The 17,751-nt window shown below is 59.5% G+C and carries 18 protein-coding genes; 4 read left to right on the top strand and 14 right to left on the bottom strand.

The window, feature by feature from the left end; translation table 11 throughout:
- Positions 1 to 125: 125 nt before the first annotated feature.
- Complete coding sequence (locus NKJ28_RS26785) at positions 126 to 1,049, bottom strand: glycoside hydrolase family protein (RefSeq protein ID WP_352637606.1); 924 nt, start codon at positions 1,047 to 1,049, stop codon at positions 126 to 128.
- Positions 1,050 to 1,448: 399 nt separating this feature from the next.
- Between NKJ28_RS26785 and NKJ28_RS26780 the strand changes: the two genes are divergently transcribed.
- Together NKJ28_RS26780 and glf are read left to right on the top strand one after the other, a co-directional pair.
- The gene (locus NKJ28_RS26780; protein WP_352467856.1) at positions 1,449 to 2,621 is read left to right on the top strand and encodes a glycosyltransferase family protein; all 1,173 of its coding nucleotides are present in this window, start codon (positions 1,449 to 1,451) and stop codon (positions 2,619 to 2,621) included.
- A gap of 2 nt (positions 2,622 to 2,623) precedes the next feature.
- Positions 2,624 to 3,766, top strand: a complete 1,143-nt coding sequence (glf, locus tag NKJ28_RS26775) for a UDP-galactopyranose mutase (RefSeq protein ID WP_352637637.1) — start codon at positions 2,624 to 2,626, stop codon at positions 3,764 to 3,766.
- A 139-nt stretch (positions 3,767 to 3,905) separates the two neighbouring features.
- On the opposite strand, the gene NKJ28_RS26770 is transcribed toward glf, so the two are convergent.
- The 6 genes from NKJ28_RS26770 to NKJ28_RS26745 all read right to left on the bottom strand — a co-directional run bounded on the left by NKJ28_RS26770 (position 3,906) and on the right by NKJ28_RS26745 (position 9,894).
- The gene (locus NKJ28_RS26770; protein WP_023677857.1) at positions 3,906 to 5,072 is read right to left on the bottom strand and encodes a glycoside hydrolase family 1 protein; all 1,167 of its coding nucleotides are present in this window, start codon (positions 5,070 to 5,072) and stop codon (positions 3,906 to 3,908) included.
- A 206-nt stretch (positions 5,073 to 5,278) separates the two neighbouring features.
- Complete coding sequence (locus tag NKJ28_RS26765) at positions 5,279 to 5,803, bottom strand: YciE/YciF ferroxidase family protein (RefSeq protein ID WP_352566851.1); 525 nt, start codon at positions 5,801 to 5,803, stop codon at positions 5,279 to 5,281.
- A gap of 1,091 nt (positions 5,804 to 6,894) precedes the next feature.
- On the bottom strand, positions 6,895 to 7,260 hold the full coding sequence (locus tag NKJ28_RS26760) for a hypothetical protein (RefSeq protein ID WP_023677855.1): 366 nt from the start codon (positions 7,258 to 7,260) through the stop codon (positions 6,895 to 6,897).
- A gap of 395 nt (positions 7,261 to 7,655) precedes the next feature.
- On the bottom strand, positions 7,656 to 8,039 hold the full coding sequence (locus tag NKJ28_RS26755; protein ID WP_352637604.1) for a hypothetical protein: 384 nt from the start codon (positions 8,037 to 8,039) through the stop codon (positions 7,656 to 7,658).
- Positions 8,040 to 9,037: 998 nt separating this feature from the next.
- Complete coding sequence (locus NKJ28_RS26750; RefSeq protein WP_023680319.1) at positions 9,038 to 9,391, bottom strand: hypothetical protein; 354 nt, start codon at positions 9,389 to 9,391, stop codon at positions 9,038 to 9,040.
- Between the two features lie 320 nt (positions 9,392 to 9,711).
- A complete protein-coding gene (locus tag NKJ28_RS26745) occupies positions 9,712 to 9,894 on the bottom strand; it encodes a hypothetical protein (RefSeq protein ID WP_352637603.1) in 183 nt (60 codons plus the stop codon).
- A gap of 143 nt (positions 9,895 to 10,037) precedes the next feature.
- Here NKJ28_RS26745 and NKJ28_RS26740 point away from each other — a divergent pair, with 143 nt between their 5' ends.
- Positions 10,038 to 10,547 carry a ferritin-like domain-containing protein gene (locus NKJ28_RS26740; RefSeq protein WP_352637601.1) on the top strand — a complete coding sequence of 170 codons (510 nt, stop codon included), beginning with the start codon at positions 10,038 to 10,040 and terminating at the stop codon, positions 10,545 to 10,547.
- A 733-nt stretch (positions 10,548 to 11,280) separates the two neighbouring features.
- On the opposite strand, the gene NKJ28_RS26735 is transcribed toward NKJ28_RS26740, so the two are convergent.
- The 6 genes from NKJ28_RS26735 to NKJ28_RS26710 form a co-directional block, all read right to left on the bottom strand.
- Complete coding sequence (locus tag NKJ28_RS26735; protein ID WP_352467852.1) at positions 11,281 to 12,045, bottom strand: hypothetical protein; 765 nt, start codon at positions 12,043 to 12,045, stop codon at positions 11,281 to 11,283.
- Complete coding sequence (locus tag NKJ28_RS26730; protein ID WP_352637599.1) at positions 12,042 to 12,926, bottom strand: hypothetical protein; 885 nt, start codon at positions 12,924 to 12,926, stop codon at positions 12,042 to 12,044. The genes NKJ28_RS26735 and NKJ28_RS26730 overlap by 4 nt, the downstream gene beginning before the upstream one ends.
- A complete protein-coding gene (locus tag NKJ28_RS26725) occupies positions 12,923 to 13,318 on the bottom strand; it encodes a phage holin family protein (RefSeq protein ID WP_352457931.1) in 396 nt (131 codons plus the stop codon). The genes NKJ28_RS26730 and NKJ28_RS26725 overlap by 4 nt, the downstream gene beginning before the upstream one ends.
- A 4-nt stretch (positions 13,319 to 13,322) precedes the next feature.
- The gene (locus tag NKJ28_RS26720; RefSeq protein WP_352467850.1) at positions 13,323 to 13,670 is read right to left on the bottom strand and encodes a hypothetical protein; all 348 of its coding nucleotides are present in this window, start codon (positions 13,668 to 13,670) and stop codon (positions 13,323 to 13,325) included.
- Between the two features lie 237 nt (positions 13,671 to 13,907).
- Positions 13,908 to 14,207, bottom strand: coding sequence for a transposase (locus NKJ28_RS26715; RefSeq protein ID WP_352637597.1), 300 nt, complete (start codon positions 14,205 to 14,207; stop codon positions 13,908 to 13,910).
- A gap of 310 nt (positions 14,208 to 14,517) precedes the next feature.
- Positions 14,518 to 15,567, bottom strand: a complete 1,050-nt coding sequence (locus tag NKJ28_RS26710; RefSeq protein ID WP_352467848.1) for a YihY/virulence factor BrkB family protein — start codon at positions 15,565 to 15,567, stop codon at positions 14,518 to 14,520.
- A 253-nt stretch (positions 15,568 to 15,820) separates the two neighbouring features.
- On the opposite strand from NKJ28_RS26710, the gene NKJ28_RS26705 reads away from it, so the two are divergent.
- Positions 15,821 to 16,678 (top strand): alpha/beta fold hydrolase, encoded by an 858-nt coding sequence (locus tag NKJ28_RS26705; RefSeq protein WP_352637595.1) that lies wholly within the window; start codon positions 15,821 to 15,823, stop codon positions 16,676 to 16,678.
- Between the two features lie 666 nt (positions 16,679 to 17,344).
- Here NKJ28_RS26705 and NKJ28_RS26700 read toward each other — a convergent pair.
- Complete coding sequence (locus tag NKJ28_RS26700; RefSeq protein WP_352637594.1) at positions 17,345 to 17,710, bottom strand: hypothetical protein; 366 nt, start codon at positions 17,708 to 17,710, stop codon at positions 17,345 to 17,347.
- Between the last annotated feature and the right edge of the window lie 41 nt (positions 17,711 to 17,751).

Here is a 17,751-nt window from a genome sequence, read left to right as displayed (position 1 = left end):
TCGTCGCAAGCTTTGCCCACTGGCTGCGAATCCCCTGCTACCCTCAATCACCAGTACAAAGGGATCCGTCCCACCAACCAACAGCCAGAGCATCCTCCGTTCCGGCAAATGCCGGAACTTACCATCTAGGCAACTCTCGAAAGTATATGCCGATCCAGGTCACACTTAGCCAACCCGAACCGCCAGCGATGGTTGGTCGCCTCACGCCTGCTCTGGTAGAACAAGGTCAGTTGCCGGCCGTCGATCATCACCGTCGAATGGCCATTCTCGCCGGGCTCACCAGGGTCGAGAACGGGGCCAACGGAAACGTAGGGACCCTTGACGTCATCGGCGATGGCGAAGAAGACGCGCTGCCGGCTGCCGCGCGGACCTTCGGGGAGGAAGCAGGTGGCGTTGAGAAGCACACGACCGTCCGGGAGCTCGACGAGCTGCGCGCCTTCGATCCCCCATTCGTAATCGGGGTGCTCGCGCGCATTGTGATGCGGCACGTCGAGATGATCGAGTATCTTGCCGAGACGTTTCCATGGCCCGAACCAGGAATCGGATTGGCTGCGCGCCAGATAGACATCAGGCTGGGGCACCCTGGTGAATTTGGGCATGCCTGAATAGACGATGTAGCGCTTGCCGTCGACGATTGCCGGATGGGGATCGTAGATGCCGTCCTCATCGGTGTCGGGCAGCGACAATATCGCCGGATTGAGCACCACCCAATGAAAGCCGTCATTGGAGACCGCGTGCTCGCAACGTCCGCCGGACTTCATGAATTCGGTCTGGATGAACATATGGAAGACGCCGCACTCATGAATGACGCCGGGCGCCGCAATGCCCGATCCGGTTACCGGCAAAACGATCGCCTCGTGCTCTGTCCAGGGTCCATAAAGATCCGGCGCTGTGGCGTGGAGGATTTTCCAGCTCTCGGTTGTGACGGTGCCGCTGGAGCCGAAGACGTGCCAGAGCGTGCCGTCGAACACCGGACAAGGGTCCTTCAGATCATCCACAACCTGCGGGTGAAACAATGGAAAGACGTTGGTTTCAAAGTCGATCTTCATTCGCCAGCCATCCCTCGATTCGTCTCGGTCTCCATTCAAATGAACCACCGGCGCGACTCAGATGAATCGATTCCAAGCGTATTTATAGCTCCGCTGATGAACGGTTGTTGAACGATTGCAGGATTTGAACCGCTCTGTGGCAAAGGGCCACATTTGGGGAGCCCGACCTGACGCGAGGGGCTTCATCATGTGGATCGAATGGGGGCGGTCGGCTCGCCCCTTCTCTGTCGAGCCGTCGCAAGTGGAGCGGACGGCTGGTCTCGCCCGAGACAGTTTGGAGCTATGGAACAACTTATCGGGATGGAAGTTATATAGAAGGCTGCGAACTTCATGTCAAAGCTGCCTCGATTGACTTTTGTTAGTCGAGGCATTTTGTAACTATATCGAAGGATAATCTACATGGAAATGGCGGCGGGCCGGGCCAAAACACCAAAAAACCCTGTACAACCGTCTATTTTAATTTGCTTTTCACACCTCCGATGGAACTTCGTATATCAGAGACCACAACACATTCTGACCCTGGCGTCAAAACAGCAACAGCTAATTTACTTCGAAGAGCCGATCTTCGATGAGAGGCGCCACCCTTCGATGCGGGTGCACAATATTACCCCCAAGATCAGAATAGTGACGCCGCTGATCCCAGTTGGTACTTCCGCGACCAGGGCGGACGCAATCCAGCGCAGGTTCGTCGATCAGATCCTCGCCTCCACGCCGCATGACCGATTGACGACCTGGTATTACACGCCCATGGCGCTACGCTTCAGCGATCATCTCGCCTGTGACGTCTGCGTCTACGACTGCATGGATGAACTCTCCGCGTTCAAAGACGCTCCCGCAGAGTTGACGCAGTTGGAAAAGGCGCTGTTGCAACGTGCCGATGTCGTCTTCACGGGCGGGCAGAGCCTCTACGAGGCCAAGCGCAGCTTGCATCGGGCGATCTTTCCCTTCCCGAGCAGCATCGACGTTACCCATTTCCATCAGGCTAGGGCGCCAGGTGAAGACCCGTTCGATCAGGCCGACATACCTCACCCGAGGGTGGGGTACTTCGGGGTCATCGACGAACGGCTCGACCTTGAACTTATCGCGCATGCGGCTGCGGCAATGCCAGACGTGCATTTTGTCATGCTCGGCCCTGTCGTCAAGATCGATCGGGCGAGCCTTCCCACGGCAGGCAACCTGCATTGGCTGGGCGGCAAGTCCTATGCAGACCTGCCGAACTATCTCAGGCATTGGAGTGCCGGCTGGATGCCGTTCGCGCTCAACGAAGCGACCCGCTACATCAGCCCGACCAAGACTCCCGAGTTTCTTGCGGCAGGACTGCCGGTGTTGTCCACGGCGATCGTCGACGTTGTGCGTACCTACGGCGTCGAAGGCCTTGTCGAGATTGTCGAGGCGGAGGACATCGAGGCCAAGCTTCGCTCGATCCTGGCCCACCCCCGCGATTTCCTGGTGAAGAAGGCCGACGCCTACCTCGCCGACATGTCCTGGGAGAAGACCTGGAGCGCGATGGCTGCCCACATCGAGCGCGCCCATGCGATGAAGAGCGTCGTCCCATTCCTGAGGAGGGCGTGAGCGTGTTCGACTGGTTGATCGTAGGGGCCGGTTTCGCCGGCAGTGTGCTGGCCGAGCGTATCGCATCGCAACGGCAGGAAAGCGTCCTGATCATAGACAGACGAAATCACGTCGGCGGCAATGCCTATGACTGCTACGACGAGGCGGGAATACTAATTCACCGTTACGGGCCTCACATCTTTCACACCAACGCCCAATCGATCGTCGACTATCTGTCGCAATTCACGCAATGGCGGCCTTACGAACATCGCGTGCTGTCGCTGGTCGATGGAAAGCTGCTGCCGATACCGATTAATCTCGACACCATAAACCGCCTCTACGGCCTTGAATTGACGTCCGAGCAGCTGCAGGACTTCTTCGCTTTCCGACGCGAAACGGTCAAAGAAGTCCGCACCGCCGAGGACGTCGTGGTGAGCACAGTAGGCAGAGAGCTCTACGAGAAATTCTTCCGCGGCTACACGAGGAAGCAGTGGGGTGTCGACCCTTCCCAGTTGAGCAAGTCAGTGACTGCGCGAGTCCCGACCCGGACCGATCGCGACGATCGGTATTTTGGCGACAGCTTCCAGAACATGCCGGCAGGCGGGTATACGCGCATGTTTCAGCGCATGCTGGATAGTCCCAAGATCAAGATCATGCTGCAGACCGACTACCGCGAAATTCGCGACAAGATCCCCTTCCAGCAGATGATCTATACCGGTCCGATCGACGAGTATTTCGACTGGAAGCTTGGTCGCTTGCCCTACCGTTCGCTGCGCTTTGAGCACACGACGCTTGATTGCGAGCAGTTTCAACCGGTCGCCGTCGTCAACTATCCGCAGACGGAAAAATACACACGGATCACCGAGTACAAGCATATGACCGGTCAGCAGAGTCCGAAGACCAGCCTCACCTACGAATACCCCACCGACGTCGGAGATCCTTATTACCCGGTGCCGCGGGCTGAAAACGAGGCTTTGTACAAACGATACGAAGCTTTGGCCGCGGCGTGCCCGGAGGTCTGGTTCGTCGGACGTCTTGCAACATATCGCTATTACAATATGGATCAGGTGGTCGGCCAGGCATTGGCTACGTTCGGGCGCATTCAGACACGCCTGCCAGCAAACGGGATGCTCGTCACGCCGACGCAGCGCGAGGCGGCCGAGTGAATGATGCGCCGGCCTGACCGGCGTCGGGCGACCCACGGCCAAAGAGACCAACGATGTTTCTCGGCTTCTCGGCGAACAGCTCTAGATATGCTGTGCTGTTGATGCAGCTGAAAAGCGCGCACTGTTCGTATCAGCGAGGCTATAGCGCGCTTGCTTGTTGTTCCTCAAACGCCAAGAACGATTGGCGCTGGCGCTCCAACTCGTCCGCAAGTGGCTTGCGAACAGTGCGCGAGCCGTCCGCATGAATGGTGGAGAACAAGCCGACTTCGGCGTGGCGCGAATTGTCCCAACCTGGGTAGGCCGTGACCGGGTACAGGCATATACCCTGAACAGGTGCACCGAGGCTCGTCGCATCGCGCACTTCGTCGCAAACGTAGTGAAGCCAGGCTGGCCGGCCTGAACCTTCGGCGCCGGTCTCGGCGATGAACATCGGCTTCTTGTATCGTTCGGCGACCTCGACCAGCAATTCCGAAAGTGCACGGTATTCGTGGTGCCCCATCGGTATCGTTGGGCCATTCAAGTACCATTGGTTGTGCGGATAGAAGTTGAGGCCGATGACGTCCACAACGTCCTCGCTGCCGCCCAACTCCGGTTCCACGCGCCCGATCAGCATGTCATACGCCTCGAATTGGCCCTGGCGAGCATTTTCGGCGCGCCGCCGCTCGGGGTGAGTACGGTCACGAGGAGCAATATGGATCAGCGGTTCAGCCCAGATGAACCTGCAGCCGGGTTCGGCCTCCCGCATGGCCCTCACGCCGGCGACCGCTGCCCTGACAAGGTGTCGTTTGAACCATCCACGCTTGTTCGGCCCGACTCGGGGGAAATAGCCGACCTCCACAGCCCATGCAAAAAACGAAATCTCGTTGATCGGGCACACCAGGGGAGCCACCCCGGTAGCGGAGCGATGAACCCGAACAGCTTCCGCGGCGAAACGGACGTAGGCCTTGATAAACCCCGGGCCACCTTGGTCGATATGGTCTGGCGAGCCATAGTGGAAGATATCCCAGATAATCTGCACCCCGGCCGCCTGGGCTGCTTCGATCGCCGACGTCCAACTCGACCAGTCGAAGACTCCGGGCGCTGTTTCAATCAGGTGCCAGCGCAAGCCGTCGCGGATCGTGCGAAGCCCAAGCTCGGCACAACGGCGATAGTCGGCATGTGCATGGATGTCATGTGAGGTCGCGCGGATCAGATCAAGACGGGCCCCGTCGGCGCGCCTGTGGGAGGAACACTCGAAACCAGCCATGAAAAAGCTGTCGAACCCGGAAGAGCCTGCCGTGGGCCGACGAGCGGTATCCTCGTTCATACCAACATCCTGTCGCCCAAGGCGTGGGCAAGTAATCGCATTCGCAGTCCCCCATTGTCAGTTCCGGTGGCCTAGTCGAAACCGGTCGGCCACCACCACGTCGACGGCTCGGCGGCTGCGGTGTACACGTGTGCCTGGATTGGCGAATACAACCAAGCTCCAATCCCGTCTGCCGGGGGCCGCGGTCGCGTCGATTCGATCCGAAGTTATGCGGCCTGTTGCATCGCCCGTTCGTTGACGCCTGTTTCGCCTAGTCGGGTGAGCGCCTCATCGGTTGCTTTTTCTTCCTTGAGCGTCTGTTCGAGTAGCGGGACGGCGTCTTTCAAGCCAAGTAACCCGGCCCATGTGACAAGAGTCCCGTAGCGCGCTATTTCATAATGTTCGACGGACTGGGCTGCAGCCACGAGACCCGCGTCCAATGCCGGAGCCTCCTCGAATTCCTCCAAAATCTCCTGTCCTTCTTCGATGATGCCGTCGATCGCCGGGCACGTTTTCCCTTGGGCTCTCCTGCCAAAGGCGTCGAAAACTTGCTGCAGACGCTCGATCTGACCTTCCGTCTCGTCACGATGTTTTTCGAACGCCGCCTTCAACTCTTCGGACTCCGCGCCCTTTGCCATTTTCCGGAGCGCCGTCAGAATCTTGCGTTCGGCGTAGTAGATGTCTTTCAGACCATCATAGAAAAGGTCTTCCAAGCCCTTGGAGCTGCCCTGAGAGCTTTTTTTCGTCGCCATTGTCATCTCCTCTTTCATTTCTATCGACGCATGCATGGCTCTAACTGGACCAGTCTCTTGTTGTTCCTTCGGCGACGGCACACCGGCAGCCAACAGCGAGCGACGGTCGGGTTGACCGCTGATTTCAGTCCGCCGCGCCAGCAGCGGCTTGAGCATCTCGGCTGCGCTCCATTGCGGAAGTTCCGGAATGAGGATCGTCTGCCTGAAGGGTTTCCGCTGTCATCGAGTCCTTGCGGCCGCATTTTTCGCAACGGACCTTTGCCCGCACCTGATCAAGGTTCCCGATCTCTTCTCGGGCCCCCAATGGCGTCGAACCTGGACGAAGTTGCCGACCAGATCAGCAGTGTATAGGGGCCGCGGGCCTGTTTTGCGATGTAGTTGAACTCACCTTGAGGCAGCTGCTCGCGCAGGCGTTTGGACGACAGGCGGACGGCATCATGGCCTCTAAATTCGAATTCGAGGTCAAGAGGACCACGTCCACAGCATAGTTGCACCTAAGATCCTCCTCGATGTCGCCAGCGGCGCGAAGCCTCAGATGGTCTTCGAAAACCCCCTCTGCGGACCGAGCATGTCATGTATCCTTTGCAGTACCGGAAAGGCCGTGGACAGCCGTGTCGTCCTTCGCGATGCTGAACGGATGCGACGGCGGTTTGTTCGTGAGGCCAACATGCGCTGGAGCCGGATTGACTTGCACCCCCGATCACAAACGAATGAGAACATTCAATCGGGGTCCTCATGGCTTCCGCCATCGACATTCTGGCATGCTGACCAGCGACGAGGTCGGCAATTGTCCAGGACTAGAGCGGCCGGCCAGGTGCAGCGGTGCCGGGGGGACCTCACGCTCCAAGGCCGTCCTGGCCTTCGCCAGCGACAACCACAGGGCCTGCAAAAAAGCTTCATCTGCTTGCGGTGTTAATCCGACCTCCTTGCAATGTTCAACGATCCTGTCCTGGATCGACACTGCGGTTTCATACCGTTGGACAACCCTTGCCAGAACGTCCTGACAGGTGCCAATCGCCACCTCCCGAATGTGGTCAGCGACGGGAGAGAGGGCAGCACGGGTGACATCATGAGCAACGGGGGCGTCCCGATCAGTCGGATGTATTCCGCCTCGGGCTGCCCATAAGAACGATCCGCCAACGCGCGTCTATAGCAATAGCTTCAGCCTTCAATTGAACAAAGCAATCGTGTGGGGACCGGTCCTCACCCATGACCAGGGCTGCCCCGGTCATACCGTCAAAGCCAATAAGGCCAACCTCGGCCTCGACCTCAGCCCGAAGCTTCGCCACCATTAACCCGAGACCGCTCTCGAAGAAATCGACGGTGTCAATCGGGACCGAGGTCTGCTCCAGGTGCGTCCTCAGTCCCAAGTGACGGGCTTCGAGGTGAGGCTGCAGCAACGTCAGATCCGGTGCGCTCAGGCGCCGCAACAGTTCGTTCTTGAACGAGGTTTCCATCTGCGCTGTCTCCCGATCGGGGCGGAAGGGCGATGGTCGCTCACAGCTGACGATGCCCTAACAATTGTCGACAGTCAGGGGAAAGTATACCTAAAAGGGCGGGGAGTCTCAAAAAGCTACTATGCTGACCAGAGAAGCTCGTCAGTCTGGCGATCATCAAGATGCTGCTAACAAGCAGTGTCCGCCTCTACCGGTCGAAGGTTGCCTTCGCAATCTGGTGTGCGCCTTTTGTCGAAGCATACGGCCCCAAACTGATTCATCCTCTGGGGAAGCCAAGCGGTATCGACGCTGCCTGAAAACTTACGCGCAAGCGCTCCACACTTTCGGGGCGGCGCTTTGTCGATGGCCCAGAGTAGCCAAGCACCCCTTCTTTATCCCAGAGTATTCGTCTTCGCCTATTGCTCCGGAACGGCAGAGGTTTGCGGACGATTTCGTGCTGCTTCGGCAATTTCCGGGATGTATTTCGTCGCGGTGCAGCTTCGGTTCACATTGGCGCGTGCGTCGAATACCTCTTTCTCGCAGACCCGCTTGGCGAGCTCGATAGGCACATGAACTGCCAGAGGCACTTCCACCTCGGAGATTCCAAGCTCCCGTGCGATCTGCTGTTTCACTTCGTGCCTGCCAAGCGAAACGTCGACGCCGACATCCTCGGCATCTTCGGTTGTCGATGATGCGCCTTGCCCCGGAAGATCTTGCTGCTCGGTCTGAGCAAATGACTGCACGGCAAAGAGTTGCAACGCGAACACGGCGAGCGGCAAAATTCGTCGGAATACTCTCATGCCTGGCTCCTGCAGGTGCCTTTAACAACGGCAAAGTGTTTGAAGCGTTCCAGAGGCGGGGATGCGCGCGCTCAGCGGCAGTCGAGGCGGGTTTTTTCTGTTGGCGTGGAATACGATATGGCGACCGTGGTTGGGTGCCGACAGCCGACTGCGCTGGCACATCGGAGTGTAGGAAGTTGCCTACCGAGAAAGAAAGACAAGCCAGAGACGAGCGCGCCTCGGATGCTGCACGAGGATTGACCGACATTGAGCGTGCGGCACGAGACGCAAAGACCGCGGCTTCGGGAGCAGCGCCTGAAGGCCGCACTTGCTGTGACGTCGGCCCGCGGCATCTAAACCGAAGAGGACACCAAAACCGCGAAAGCCTAGCAGTCACTTGCACCACACGGGAGCTTGCATTCAACCCCACGGTGCTCAAGATCCAAGTAGGCTCTGCAGCTCTCTAGGCTCAGAACGTCGTGCACCCAAGTTAGATCCTGCTGCAGCAGTCAGGACTACCCCAGAACGAATATGGCCAGCAGGGCAACAAAGAGAACAAGGGCGATCGCGGCGCCCCAGATGAGGACCTTTCCGGTGCCGCGTTGCTCTTCCTCGCGAGAAACGTCTTTCGCCATTCCATGCATCCTTTGCGAAGGTCCAAACTGAGCAACGTGCCGTGCCAGGCTGTTCCCAACGCTCTCGGAGCCAACTTGGTGTCAGTCCAACTGCCGGTTGCCGTAGGGCTTCTTCGCTCTAGCGCTATCGGCAATACAGCGCGGCTCTCCTCTGAGCGCGACCGCAGCTCCCTTCAGGCAAGATGCGCGAGCAGACGGATATCTATCTGACCGAAAGCAAAAGAAACCACGCGTGCCCCACTGAAAGCACAAGCAAGCGCAAAGGTTCCTGAACTGATGCTCGGCTGGCGGGAACTTGCTCGCCAGCCGAGTTGAGTTCAGGCGATGGTCGGGGGAGACTGGCCAGCCACACGCTGGTGATTCCAACCTGAGCCGATGTGCCAATCAGCAACCTTCGTCGGTCTTTTTGACCTGGCCTGGCGCGGCGGTGTTGGCTGCCGTGTCCTGCTGACCTGGCGCCGCCTGCTGAGCGCTGCCAGTCTGCTGGCCGGGCGCACAGTCCCTGGCCGAGTTCGGATTTGTGGTGCCGCTGGTGGTGGTCGTGTCGGTGCCTTGATCGCCGGACATGTTGGTCCCGCTGCTCGTCGTGCCGGTGCCCTGATCCGTCGTGCTGGGCATGGTCGTCGTGGTCGAGGTTCCGCTCGTCGAGGTTCCGCTCGAAGTTCCGCTGGTCGTCTGGGCAAAGGAAAGCCCGGCCGACACCGCCAGCACGGCCGAAGCCAAAAGGATGCGTTTCATCTTCTTTCTCCTGTCTGAATGCGCCGGATGCGCCTGACAAATTGAACAGGCAGACAGAAGGAGTGTTCCCCGATGAAGTTCAACTTTTGTAACTCTGGTCGTAGGTCAGCCTTAGGATGGCCGGCGTATATTAGAACCTCATGACGGCGGCTCGAGTCGAAAAGCAATCAACGAGCGGAGAGGCCGTCGCGTTCCTTGTGACTGCGGTGGCGCGGTGAGGCACAAGGCTCAATGCGGAGCGCCAGCGGCCGCGATCAGCGCCTCGTCGAGAATCCACTTCAGCTTCGCCGAGCGCTGGTAGCTTCATCTGCTTGCCGTTCTTACTTGCCAGGAACGACATGCAGCGGTCGCAGTATGCCATGCGGGACCTTCAATATGTCGCCGTATGTCGCCGCGTCGGATGGCCAGGAAGCGGCCAGTGCCAGTTGGACTTTGTGATGGAGCGGCGCAGCGGCGAGCGTCCACGGGCCGCGCCGATCTTCCGCGATCTTGGCCTTTTCCACGCATCGCTGCAGGATTTTTCGCGAGGTGAATTGAGACCCGCCACGACGCTGATCTCTGCGACGGTCAAGGCCCGTTCGGCGGGCTCTACTCCGGAACAATGTCCTCTTCTGAAAGTTTCCTTAGATCGCAAAGGAGATTCGACATGTCAGAAAGCCGCGAATGGTTTGTCCAATGGCTTAGAGATGCCCATGCCATGGAAGAGCAGGCCGAAACGATGTTGAACGGACAGTTGGGTCGCATCGAGAACTATCCCGAGCTGAGCGACCGGATCCGACAGCACCTCGACGAGACGAAGCAGCAGGCTGCCCGGCTGAAGACTTGTCTCGATCAGATGGACGAGGGTTCATCCACGATGAAGGACGCTGGCGGTAAGCTGACGGCGATGGCGCAATCGCTGAGCGGCGTCTTCGCTGGAGACGAGGTGATGAAAGGATCGCTCGCGAGCTACACGTTCGAGCACATGGAAATCGCCTCCTACACGATCCTGATTGCCGCCGCTCGATCGCTCGGCGAAACCGAGGTTCTTCGGGCTTGCGAAGAGAATCTGCAAGAGGAAGTCGCGATGGCGGATTGGCTGAAATCCCGTCTTCCCTCCACGACCGAGCAGTTCCTTGCGCGGGCCGAAGCGGACAGCGACAGCGCCAAGCGGTGATCGGGTAGGAACGCTGTAACCGTAAACTGGGTGATCGGGATTCGTCCGCTAGCGCGTCCCCCTTCGTGAACGCTGGGCAACGAACACGCCTAGCAGGCGGTCGTCGAGTTGCGCATTTCGAGAAATTGCAACGACGAGCGATGCTAATATTGCGGCGTCGTCACTTAGAGAGTCGAAGCGTTCGCCTGCGGAAGCCTGGTCGAGTCGAAGCGTTCGCCTGCGCAAGCCTGGTCAAATACGCATTGGCAATAGCCAGATCGGAAGGGCTAGCGCAGCGCTCGGCGAGATCAAGCTCGAGTGGGCGTGTTAAAACGTTCGAAACGAGGTCGCGATAGCGGAATGCCCGAGAACGCCCCAGATGACTGAGCAGTTGCGTGCGCGGGCACCGGCAGCGCCAAGCCGGATCGGAGAAAGTTCGTCCTGACAGCGGACAGAGCGCGCCGTTGCGCTCACGTTATGGGGTCGGCAGCACTTGCACGGTTTTCGGGGTGAATTCCGCTTCAGCCGGTCGCTGGCGGTTTCGCTGAAGGCCGTGACCGACCGGCCGACGATCATCATGCTCGGGTTGACCGCTTTGTCCGATCTTCTCCGCCGTGCGCATCGTCATCGCGCCGTCCGTGGTTCCAGAATATGCAATCCGATGGCTGAACTCGTCGGGACTCGATAAATGTCAGCGCGGCATCATACTTTGCCTTCAGGACGACTGTTTCTCTGCAATGACCTCTGTCTACGCTCATCCAGTTCGGTCGGTGTCCATCTGCTCATTCAGACGTCGTTGATAGGCAAAGCCGACAGCCGCGGCGACTGCCAAACCCGCCGCCGCCAGAAGGAGTTTGTCCTCGGTATGCTCATTGCCCGATGCGTCTTGAACAGCTAACGAAGCTTCATCGAAGGGTGCGGATGCTTTTGCGACAGTCTCGCCCTGGTGCGGCCCAACGCCGCTATGGCGGATACCCGCAGCCAGACGTTCTGTCTTCTCTTTAACAGTTTCCTTGGCCACGCCGGTCAACTCGGCAGCTTCCCGTTTTATTTTGCCAGCCGTTTCAAGAGCGAAATCACTGACGCTTTCCGCCAAATCGCTAGATTGCTCCTTCAGGCGCTCCTTGGCGTACGATAGGTGATCAACCTGCTGCTCGCCGGGTGGCCGGGCTGAATTGGTCCGCAACAAGCTGATCAATCCCGCTCCGACGAGTGCGGTTGCGATCGGCGGATGGCGGAGGAAACGCCACCCCAAACCGGCCCCAATCGCCAAAGCAGCGCTCGGATTGGCAGCCGCCTTGGCCTTGAGATCGTCAATAATCGCCTGCGCCACCGATTGCATTGAGGCTCTTGCTTTCTCCACCAGGGCATCCTTTGCCTCAAGCGCTTCGTGTTTCAAATCATCGGTAAATTCGGAGAGCGTGTTTGGCGACCGAAGTGTCGACAAGTCCTCGGCGAGCTTAGCCCGGGCAGCCTCAACTTCGTATTCAAGATGCTCAAGTTGTGGATCGGCCATCATAAATCTCTCTTGCCACCGGGGCGGGCAGGTTTGCTCGACCGAGCGTTGCCCGACCGCTGCGATTTGGCCGTTATTCCTTCCGAAGGGGTGGCGCTGCCCGGTTGCAGCTTGGCGGCCGGAGTGGATGAACCGCTCGATCCACTTGGGCTTGGCGAAAGCGGCTGCACGGGTTCACTTGATTGCTCTTCTGACAAGGCGCTTCCAAAGGCGCCCGCAACGTCCCTTGCGACCTCCTTGAGGCCGTCCGAATTCAGCCCATGTTCCTCGGCGGCGCTTTTGAGCCGTTCGCCCGCCTTTGCTGTCGAGGACTTCAAGCGGTCCCCAGCTTTTTCAGCAGCATCCGTCAATCGCTCTCCTGCTGGGCCGAGCGTGCGCCTCTCGACATCGCTGGCCGGCAAAGCAGCAGCTATAGCGGCACCGGCTGCGAAGCCGGCCAGAACAAAAGCCAATGGCTGTTCTTCCACCATGCGGCCAATCGTGTCTTGGAACGATGATTGGGCTTGCTGCACCACGCGCCCTGACTTCTCGGATATGGAGCGACCGGCCCGTTCTGCGTATGACGCGGCGGATGATGCGTACTGACTTGCGGTTTCACTCACCTTCTCCCCAATGCCGGCTAAATTGTCGCGCATGGCCTCTGCTGTCTCGCTAGCCTCTTCCTGCGCTTTGGACGCCCCGCCGCTGGCGGTGCGTACGTGCGGAGCATTTTGGCGCCCGTCGGTTGCACGGGATTGCTCGCGATGCCCGGCACTTGAACTGCGGCTGCGCATTAGCAGCGCGCACCCTGCTGCGACGAGCAGAAGGCCTTCGGGATTGTTCCTAGCGGAGCTGAGAAGCCATTCTTTCGTTCCAAAATCCTGGACCTGTGAATTGCGGCTCATGTTAATTGCTCCTTGGTTGTCGCAATATCCTGCTTTATTTGGCTTATGGAGTGTGTCGGCAGAAGTTCTTTTTGCGCATCAGCGCGGCCCCGATAGTAGGCGAAAGCAGCGGCGAGGGCCGTTGCGGCCGCGACGATCAGACACGACCAGTGCAGGGCCATCCCTAAGCTGGCTATTCCAAGTACGAGGGCTTGCACTAGAAGCAGAGCGGCGACCACTCCCAGCACGCCAGCAGCAGACATCCACACACCTGCTTGGAGCTTCGTTGAGACGTTGGCGGACAGCTCCGCATGCGCCAGGCGCAACTCTTTTTGAAAGAGGTCCGCGACGTCCGCCAACACTGCCGACAGTGCTTGAGGGAGAGGCGAATTCTTCAGTTGTTCCTGTGCCATCAGATCAGTTCGCTCCCTGCCGCCTTCCCTTGATGGACTCTGGTGCGGGAGGCGCGCTCTTCAGTGTGCGGAACGTCAAAAAGCCCGCTACGGCGGCCAGCCCAAACACCAAACCCGGCTTGCGCCTCGCGAAATCGGACGCTGCAAGAACCAGCTGATCGACGGACCTGTCTCGCAGGTCGTCTGCGTATCCATCAAGCCTATTCGCGAAGGTGCGCACGACCCCAGCGACTATCGGTGCGTTTGCGTCGAGGTCCTCGGCCGCACGCTTGGTCGAACTCGCCAGTTGGCCCATCACCTCGGCGCCGCTGCCGACCTGACGGTCCAACATCTCCTTCACCTGATTGGTCACGGTGGACGCGCCACCAACGGCCGCCCGTTTGGCGGTTTCCGCTGCCCCTTGCGCTATGTCGGACGCTTTGGATAACGTGCCGCTTACGGTCGCTCCTATGTCTTCCGAGGTACCGTCACCAACTCTTACCGCAGTCGGGGGACGCCGTTCAGAATTCCGGTTGTTCATGGTTTCCTCCATTCGAGGAGCAAACGGAGGTAAGGCCCGTTGGTTCCCAATGAGTGACTATCTGGGGTGTCAAGTTGCGTTTGCGAACTCGAGGCGCGCATCGCGTGCTTTTGCATTGGGAATGATGGGTAGCTTGCGGGCGGGCGCAATGCGAATAGTCATCTTTTCCTTTCCTGTCTGAAGGCGCGAGGGGATCATATCTGGCGACGGTGAGCGCGACGAGGAGAGGCTGGAGCGCGGACCTTCACGGCCGCCGCGCACCGGTCTTCGACCGCTGCGCCTGCCGCTGTCACTGGCGATCGGCGCCAAGCCTACGAGTTTGGCGATGGCCTTATTGGAAAGGGTGCCAATCTCGGGCAACTCGGCCATCAGGAGTACGCGGGCGACACCGTTGACCGAACGGAAGACCTAATCGAGACAGGCCCCACAGCGGGTCGTCGTCGCTAGCGAGGCGATCTCGCCCTTCAAGTCGGCGGCTCTGACGCTTGAGCAGAACAATGACCTCGTCGAGGCTGGCGAGGGGTTCGGCATCGGCGACGGCGCTTTTGCGTTGCTTCTGGATGGTGAGATCGCCAGTCACCTGGGCAAGCCGGGCGACCAGCGCCTTGAGCCGTTCTGGGCTACGCGCCGCGGCGTTGGTTACAGCCGCTTGACCATGGCGTCCAAAGTGATCTGCGCGCTACTCGTTGCGCTCGTCAAAACGCGACTGCTGGTCGGCGGCATCGGCCGATCCGCCCAGCGTGTCGGCAACCGTGGCACCTCGCGCACCCATCGGCTGCTGCGCACCTGTGGTGGTGTCCATCGCTGTCTGATGCTCCATCTCGGAATTCAGCTCCGCACCTACAACCAGGATAATCACAGAAATCCAAGTCCACATCATCAAGCCGATGACTGCCCCAAGAGCTCCATACGTGGCGTTGTAGTTGGCGAAGTTTTCAAGATAATAGGAGAAGCCTATCGAGACTGCGATCCAGACCACAGCGGCGAGGAAGGCGCCCCATGTCGCCCATTGCCACTTTGCCCTTTCCCGGCTGGGTCCGTAGCGGTAAATCAGCGTGATCCCGACGCCCACCATGATCAGCATCATCGGCCACCGAAAGATCCGCACAAGGGCTTCGGTCCAGCCGCCGAGGTTCAGCAGCGCAAGCACGGCCGGCACAATCCCCACCGAGATGATAAAGCCGATACCAATGAGGATGGCGCCAAGTGTGAAGCCCAAGGCCAGGAGATTCAGGTGGATGAAGCCGCGCTTTTCACTCTCCTCGTAGGCGATGTTCATGGCTTCGAATAGCGTCTTTATGCCGTTACTGGCGCTCCACAGTGCGACGGCAAGGCCGAAGATGAAGCCGAAGCTGAGCGCGCCAGCCTTCTGAGCGGCCAAGGACGCAAGCTGAGATCTGATAATATCCAGACCTCCCGAAGGCAGTACGCCGCCAAGGAACGCAATGTGCTCAGCGATGGTCTGAGGATCGGCGACGAAACCATAGATGGACACGAACGCGGCAAGCGCTGGAAAGAGGGCAAGAAGCAGATAGAATGCAGCCCCCGCCGCGATCAGCATAACACGGTCCTCGGTTACCTCAGCAAAGACCCGCCACAGCACGTCCTTCCAGCCGCGGCTGGGAATCTCTGACGGCCATTCGGCATTGCGTCCGCGGCTCTCCCGTTCGGCCCGCCGCTCAAGTTGCACTTGACCTTCGTAAGCGTCCTCGGTTGTTTTCTTCGACATGGCCGCCGGTCCGGAGCATCTTCTTCGCGGGGCAAACGTATAATAGCGCCAAAGGATGCAGGTGCAGACCTGCGCTTACAAATAAACATCCGCCGCCTGCAGCAACACCTGCGCCATCCCCACTTGGCCCTTCGGCTCCCATGCTCATCTGGCGGGGGATGCGACGGCTGAGCGTGCATGTTGTCGGGACGACGCAGCCTGATCTAAATCCTCATTGCGCTGGATCACTTTAACGACACCCACGTTACCAGCCATGATCTCGCTGGCGCCTGAACATCAATTCGTCAACGCCGGAAGCATTCGGCTTCACGTCGTTCAGGCCGGGCCTGCTCTGGGTAAGCCGGTCATGCTCCTGCACGGCTTCCCGGACTTCTGGATCGGGTGGAGACGGCAGATCGGTACGCTCGCTTCCGCCGGATATCGGGTCATCGTTCCCGACCAGAGGGGCTACAACACCAGCGACAAGCCAGAGGGTATCAGCGAGTACACGCTCCCCAAGCTGCTCGGCGATGTATTCGCCCTGGCCGACGCGCTCGGCATCGGAAGGTTTCACCTCGTCGGACATGACTGGGGCGGCATCGTCGCTTGGGCCGCCGGGGCAAAGTTGCCTCATCGCCTGGACAAGCTCGTCATCCTGAATGCGCCCCATCCCGACGTTGTGTTTACCCATGCCCTGCGATCTCCGACGCAGTTTCTGCGGAGCAGTTACGTGGTTTTCTTCCAGATCCCATTGCTGCCCGAAGCCGTTTTGGGTGCGCGGCGCTCCGCCTTGCTCGCACGAGCACTTAGGACATCCAGCCGGGAAGGCGCCTTCGAAGAAGAGGAGATTGCAGAATATCGGCAGGCTTGGGAGCGGCCGGGGGCGCTGACCAACATGCTCAACTGGTATCGCGCCTTGCCCTTTCGCCCGAGCTTGAAGGAGCGGATCACGACGCCCACTCTTGTTATGTGGGGGATGCAGGACCAGGCTCTGGAATCCGGGCTGGCCAAGCGCAGTCTCGCCCTTTGCGACGATGGCCGCGTGCAGACTTTCGAGAAAGGGACGCATTGGGTTCAACGCGAAGAGAGCAACGCGGTGAATGCGGCGCTTCTGGCGTTCCTGGAGGGCTGAGGAACTCAAAAATGGATAGAAACTGGGGGCAGCGTCAGATGGAGCCGGAGGAGGCCTGCAGGGCATTCCTGGCTGCTGCAAAAGAGGAGGGGACATTACAACTAGCTAAGTTGGATTGCGGTATAAGGTTCTATTGTCTCCGACCAACACCGCGCTTTGCGGAGCCCGCCGCCAGCAAGGAGAGGCGACGGACCCCCGCCTTTGATACGCCTGTTCATGGCCTCCACGCTCATATCGGCGCAGCGGGCGCTCGACATCACTAGAGCTCATTGGCAAGCAGCCCGCCGATATACACTGGCAGTGTCCAGGCGTGGGCGTGGCCTTTCCGCTTGGGTATTATGGTGCGGCCTGCCCGATCGGCCGTCCCTCGATCGACCCTGAGTTGCTGATCCGCATGCGGATCGTCGGCAGCTCGTCCTCGACTCGATGCGCGAAGTCGTCGACGCCGTGCGCAAGCCTGGAGCTGTAGCGGCCTCGCCTGTCCCGCCCCGGTGTCATCGCTTCGCTGGCGCTAACGGTGAGACCGCATAGATCTGGTCCAGTATTTTCAGCATCAGAGCGTTGAGCTGGCGGGAACTTGCTCGCCAGCCGAGTTGAGTTCAGGCGATGGTCGGGGGAGACTGGCCAGCCACACGCTGGTGATTCCAACCTGTGCCGATGTGCCAATCAGCAACCTTCGTCGGTCTTTTTCACCTGGCCTGGCGCGGCGGTGTTGGCTGTCGTGTCCTGCTGACCTGGCGCAGCCTGCTGAGCGCTGCCAGTCTGCTGGCCGGGCGCGCAGTCTCTGGCCGAGTTCGGATTTGTGATGCCGCTGGTGGTGTTCGTGTCGGTGCCCTGATCGCCGGACATGTTGGTCCCGCTGCTCGTCGTGCCGGTGCCCTGATCCGTCGTACTGGGCATGGTTGTCGTGGTCGAGGTTCCGCTCGTCGAGGTTCCGCTCGAAGTTCCGCTCGAAGTCCCGCTGGTCGTCTGGGCAAAGGAAAGCCCCGCCGACACCGCCAGCACGGCCGAAGCCAAAAGGATGCGTTTCATCTTCTTTCTCCTGTCTGAATGCGCGGGATGCGCCTGGCAAA

This window comes from Mesorhizobium sp. M0145 (genome assembly GCF_040322355.1).
Lineage (GTDB): Bacteria > Pseudomonadota > Alphaproteobacteria > Rhizobiales > Rhizobiaceae > Mesorhizobium.
This window is presented reverse-complemented; position numbering and strand designations above follow the sequence as displayed.

What these genes read in the sequence shown, in the direction of transcription:
- NKJ28_RS26785 (WP_352637606.1), bottom strand. Translation starts at nt 1,049, where the DNA reads ATGAAGATCGACTTTGAAACCAACGTCTTTCCATTGTTTCACCCGCAG.
- NKJ28_RS26780 (WP_352467856.1), top strand. Translation starts at nt 1,449, where the DNA reads ATGGAAATGGCGGCGGGCCGGGCCAAAACACCAAAAAACCCTGTACAA.
- NKJ28_RS26770 (WP_023677857.1), bottom strand. Translation starts at nt 5,072, where the DNA reads ATGAACGAGGATACCGCTCGTCGGCCCACGGCAGGCTCTTCCGGGTTC.
- NKJ28_RS26765 (WP_352566851.1), bottom strand. Translation starts at nt 5,803, where the DNA reads ATGGCGACGAAAAAAAGCTCTCAGGGCAGCTCCAAGGGCTTGGAAGAC.
- NKJ28_RS26760 (WP_023677855.1), bottom strand. Translation starts at nt 7,260, where the DNA reads ATGGAAACCTCGTTCAAGAACGAACTGTTGCGGCGCCTGAGCGCACCG.
- NKJ28_RS26755 (WP_352637604.1), bottom strand. Translation starts at nt 8,039, where the DNA reads ATGAGAGTATTCCGACGAATTTTGCCGCTCGCCGTGTTCGCGTTGCAA.
- NKJ28_RS26750 (WP_023680319.1), bottom strand. Translation starts at nt 9,391, where the DNA reads ATGAAACGCATCCTTTTGGCTTCGGCCGTGCTGGCGGTGTCGGCCGGG.
- NKJ28_RS26740 (WP_352637601.1), top strand. Translation starts at nt 10,038, where the DNA reads ATGTCAGAAAGCCGCGAATGGTTTGTCCAATGGCTTAGAGATGCCCAT.
- NKJ28_RS26735 (WP_352467852.1), bottom strand. Translation starts at nt 12,045, where the DNA reads ATGATGGCCGATCCACAACTTGAGCATCTTGAATACGAAGTTGAGGCT.
- NKJ28_RS26730 (WP_352637599.1), bottom strand. Translation starts at nt 12,926, where the DNA reads ATGAGCCGCAATTCACAGGTCCAGGATTTTGGAACGAAAGAATGGCTT.
- NKJ28_RS26725 (WP_352457931.1), bottom strand. Translation starts at nt 13,318, where the DNA reads ATGGCACAGGAACAACTGAAGAATTCGCCTCTCCCTCAAGCACTGTCG.
- NKJ28_RS26715 (WP_352637597.1), bottom strand. Translation starts at nt 14,207, where the DNA reads ATGGCCGAGTTGCCCGAGATTGGCACCCTTTCCAATAAGGCCATCGCC.
- NKJ28_RS26710 (WP_352467848.1), bottom strand. Translation starts at nt 15,567, where the DNA reads ATGTCGAAGAAAACAACCGAGGACGCTTACGAAGGTCAAGTGCAACTT.
- NKJ28_RS26705 (WP_352637595.1), top strand. Translation starts at nt 15,821, where the DNA reads ATGATCTCGCTGGCGCCTGAACATCAATTCGTCAACGCCGGAAGCATT.
- NKJ28_RS26700 (WP_352637594.1), bottom strand. Translation starts at nt 17,710, where the DNA reads ATGAAACGCATCCTTTTGGCTTCGGCCGTGCTGGCGGTGTCGGCGGGG.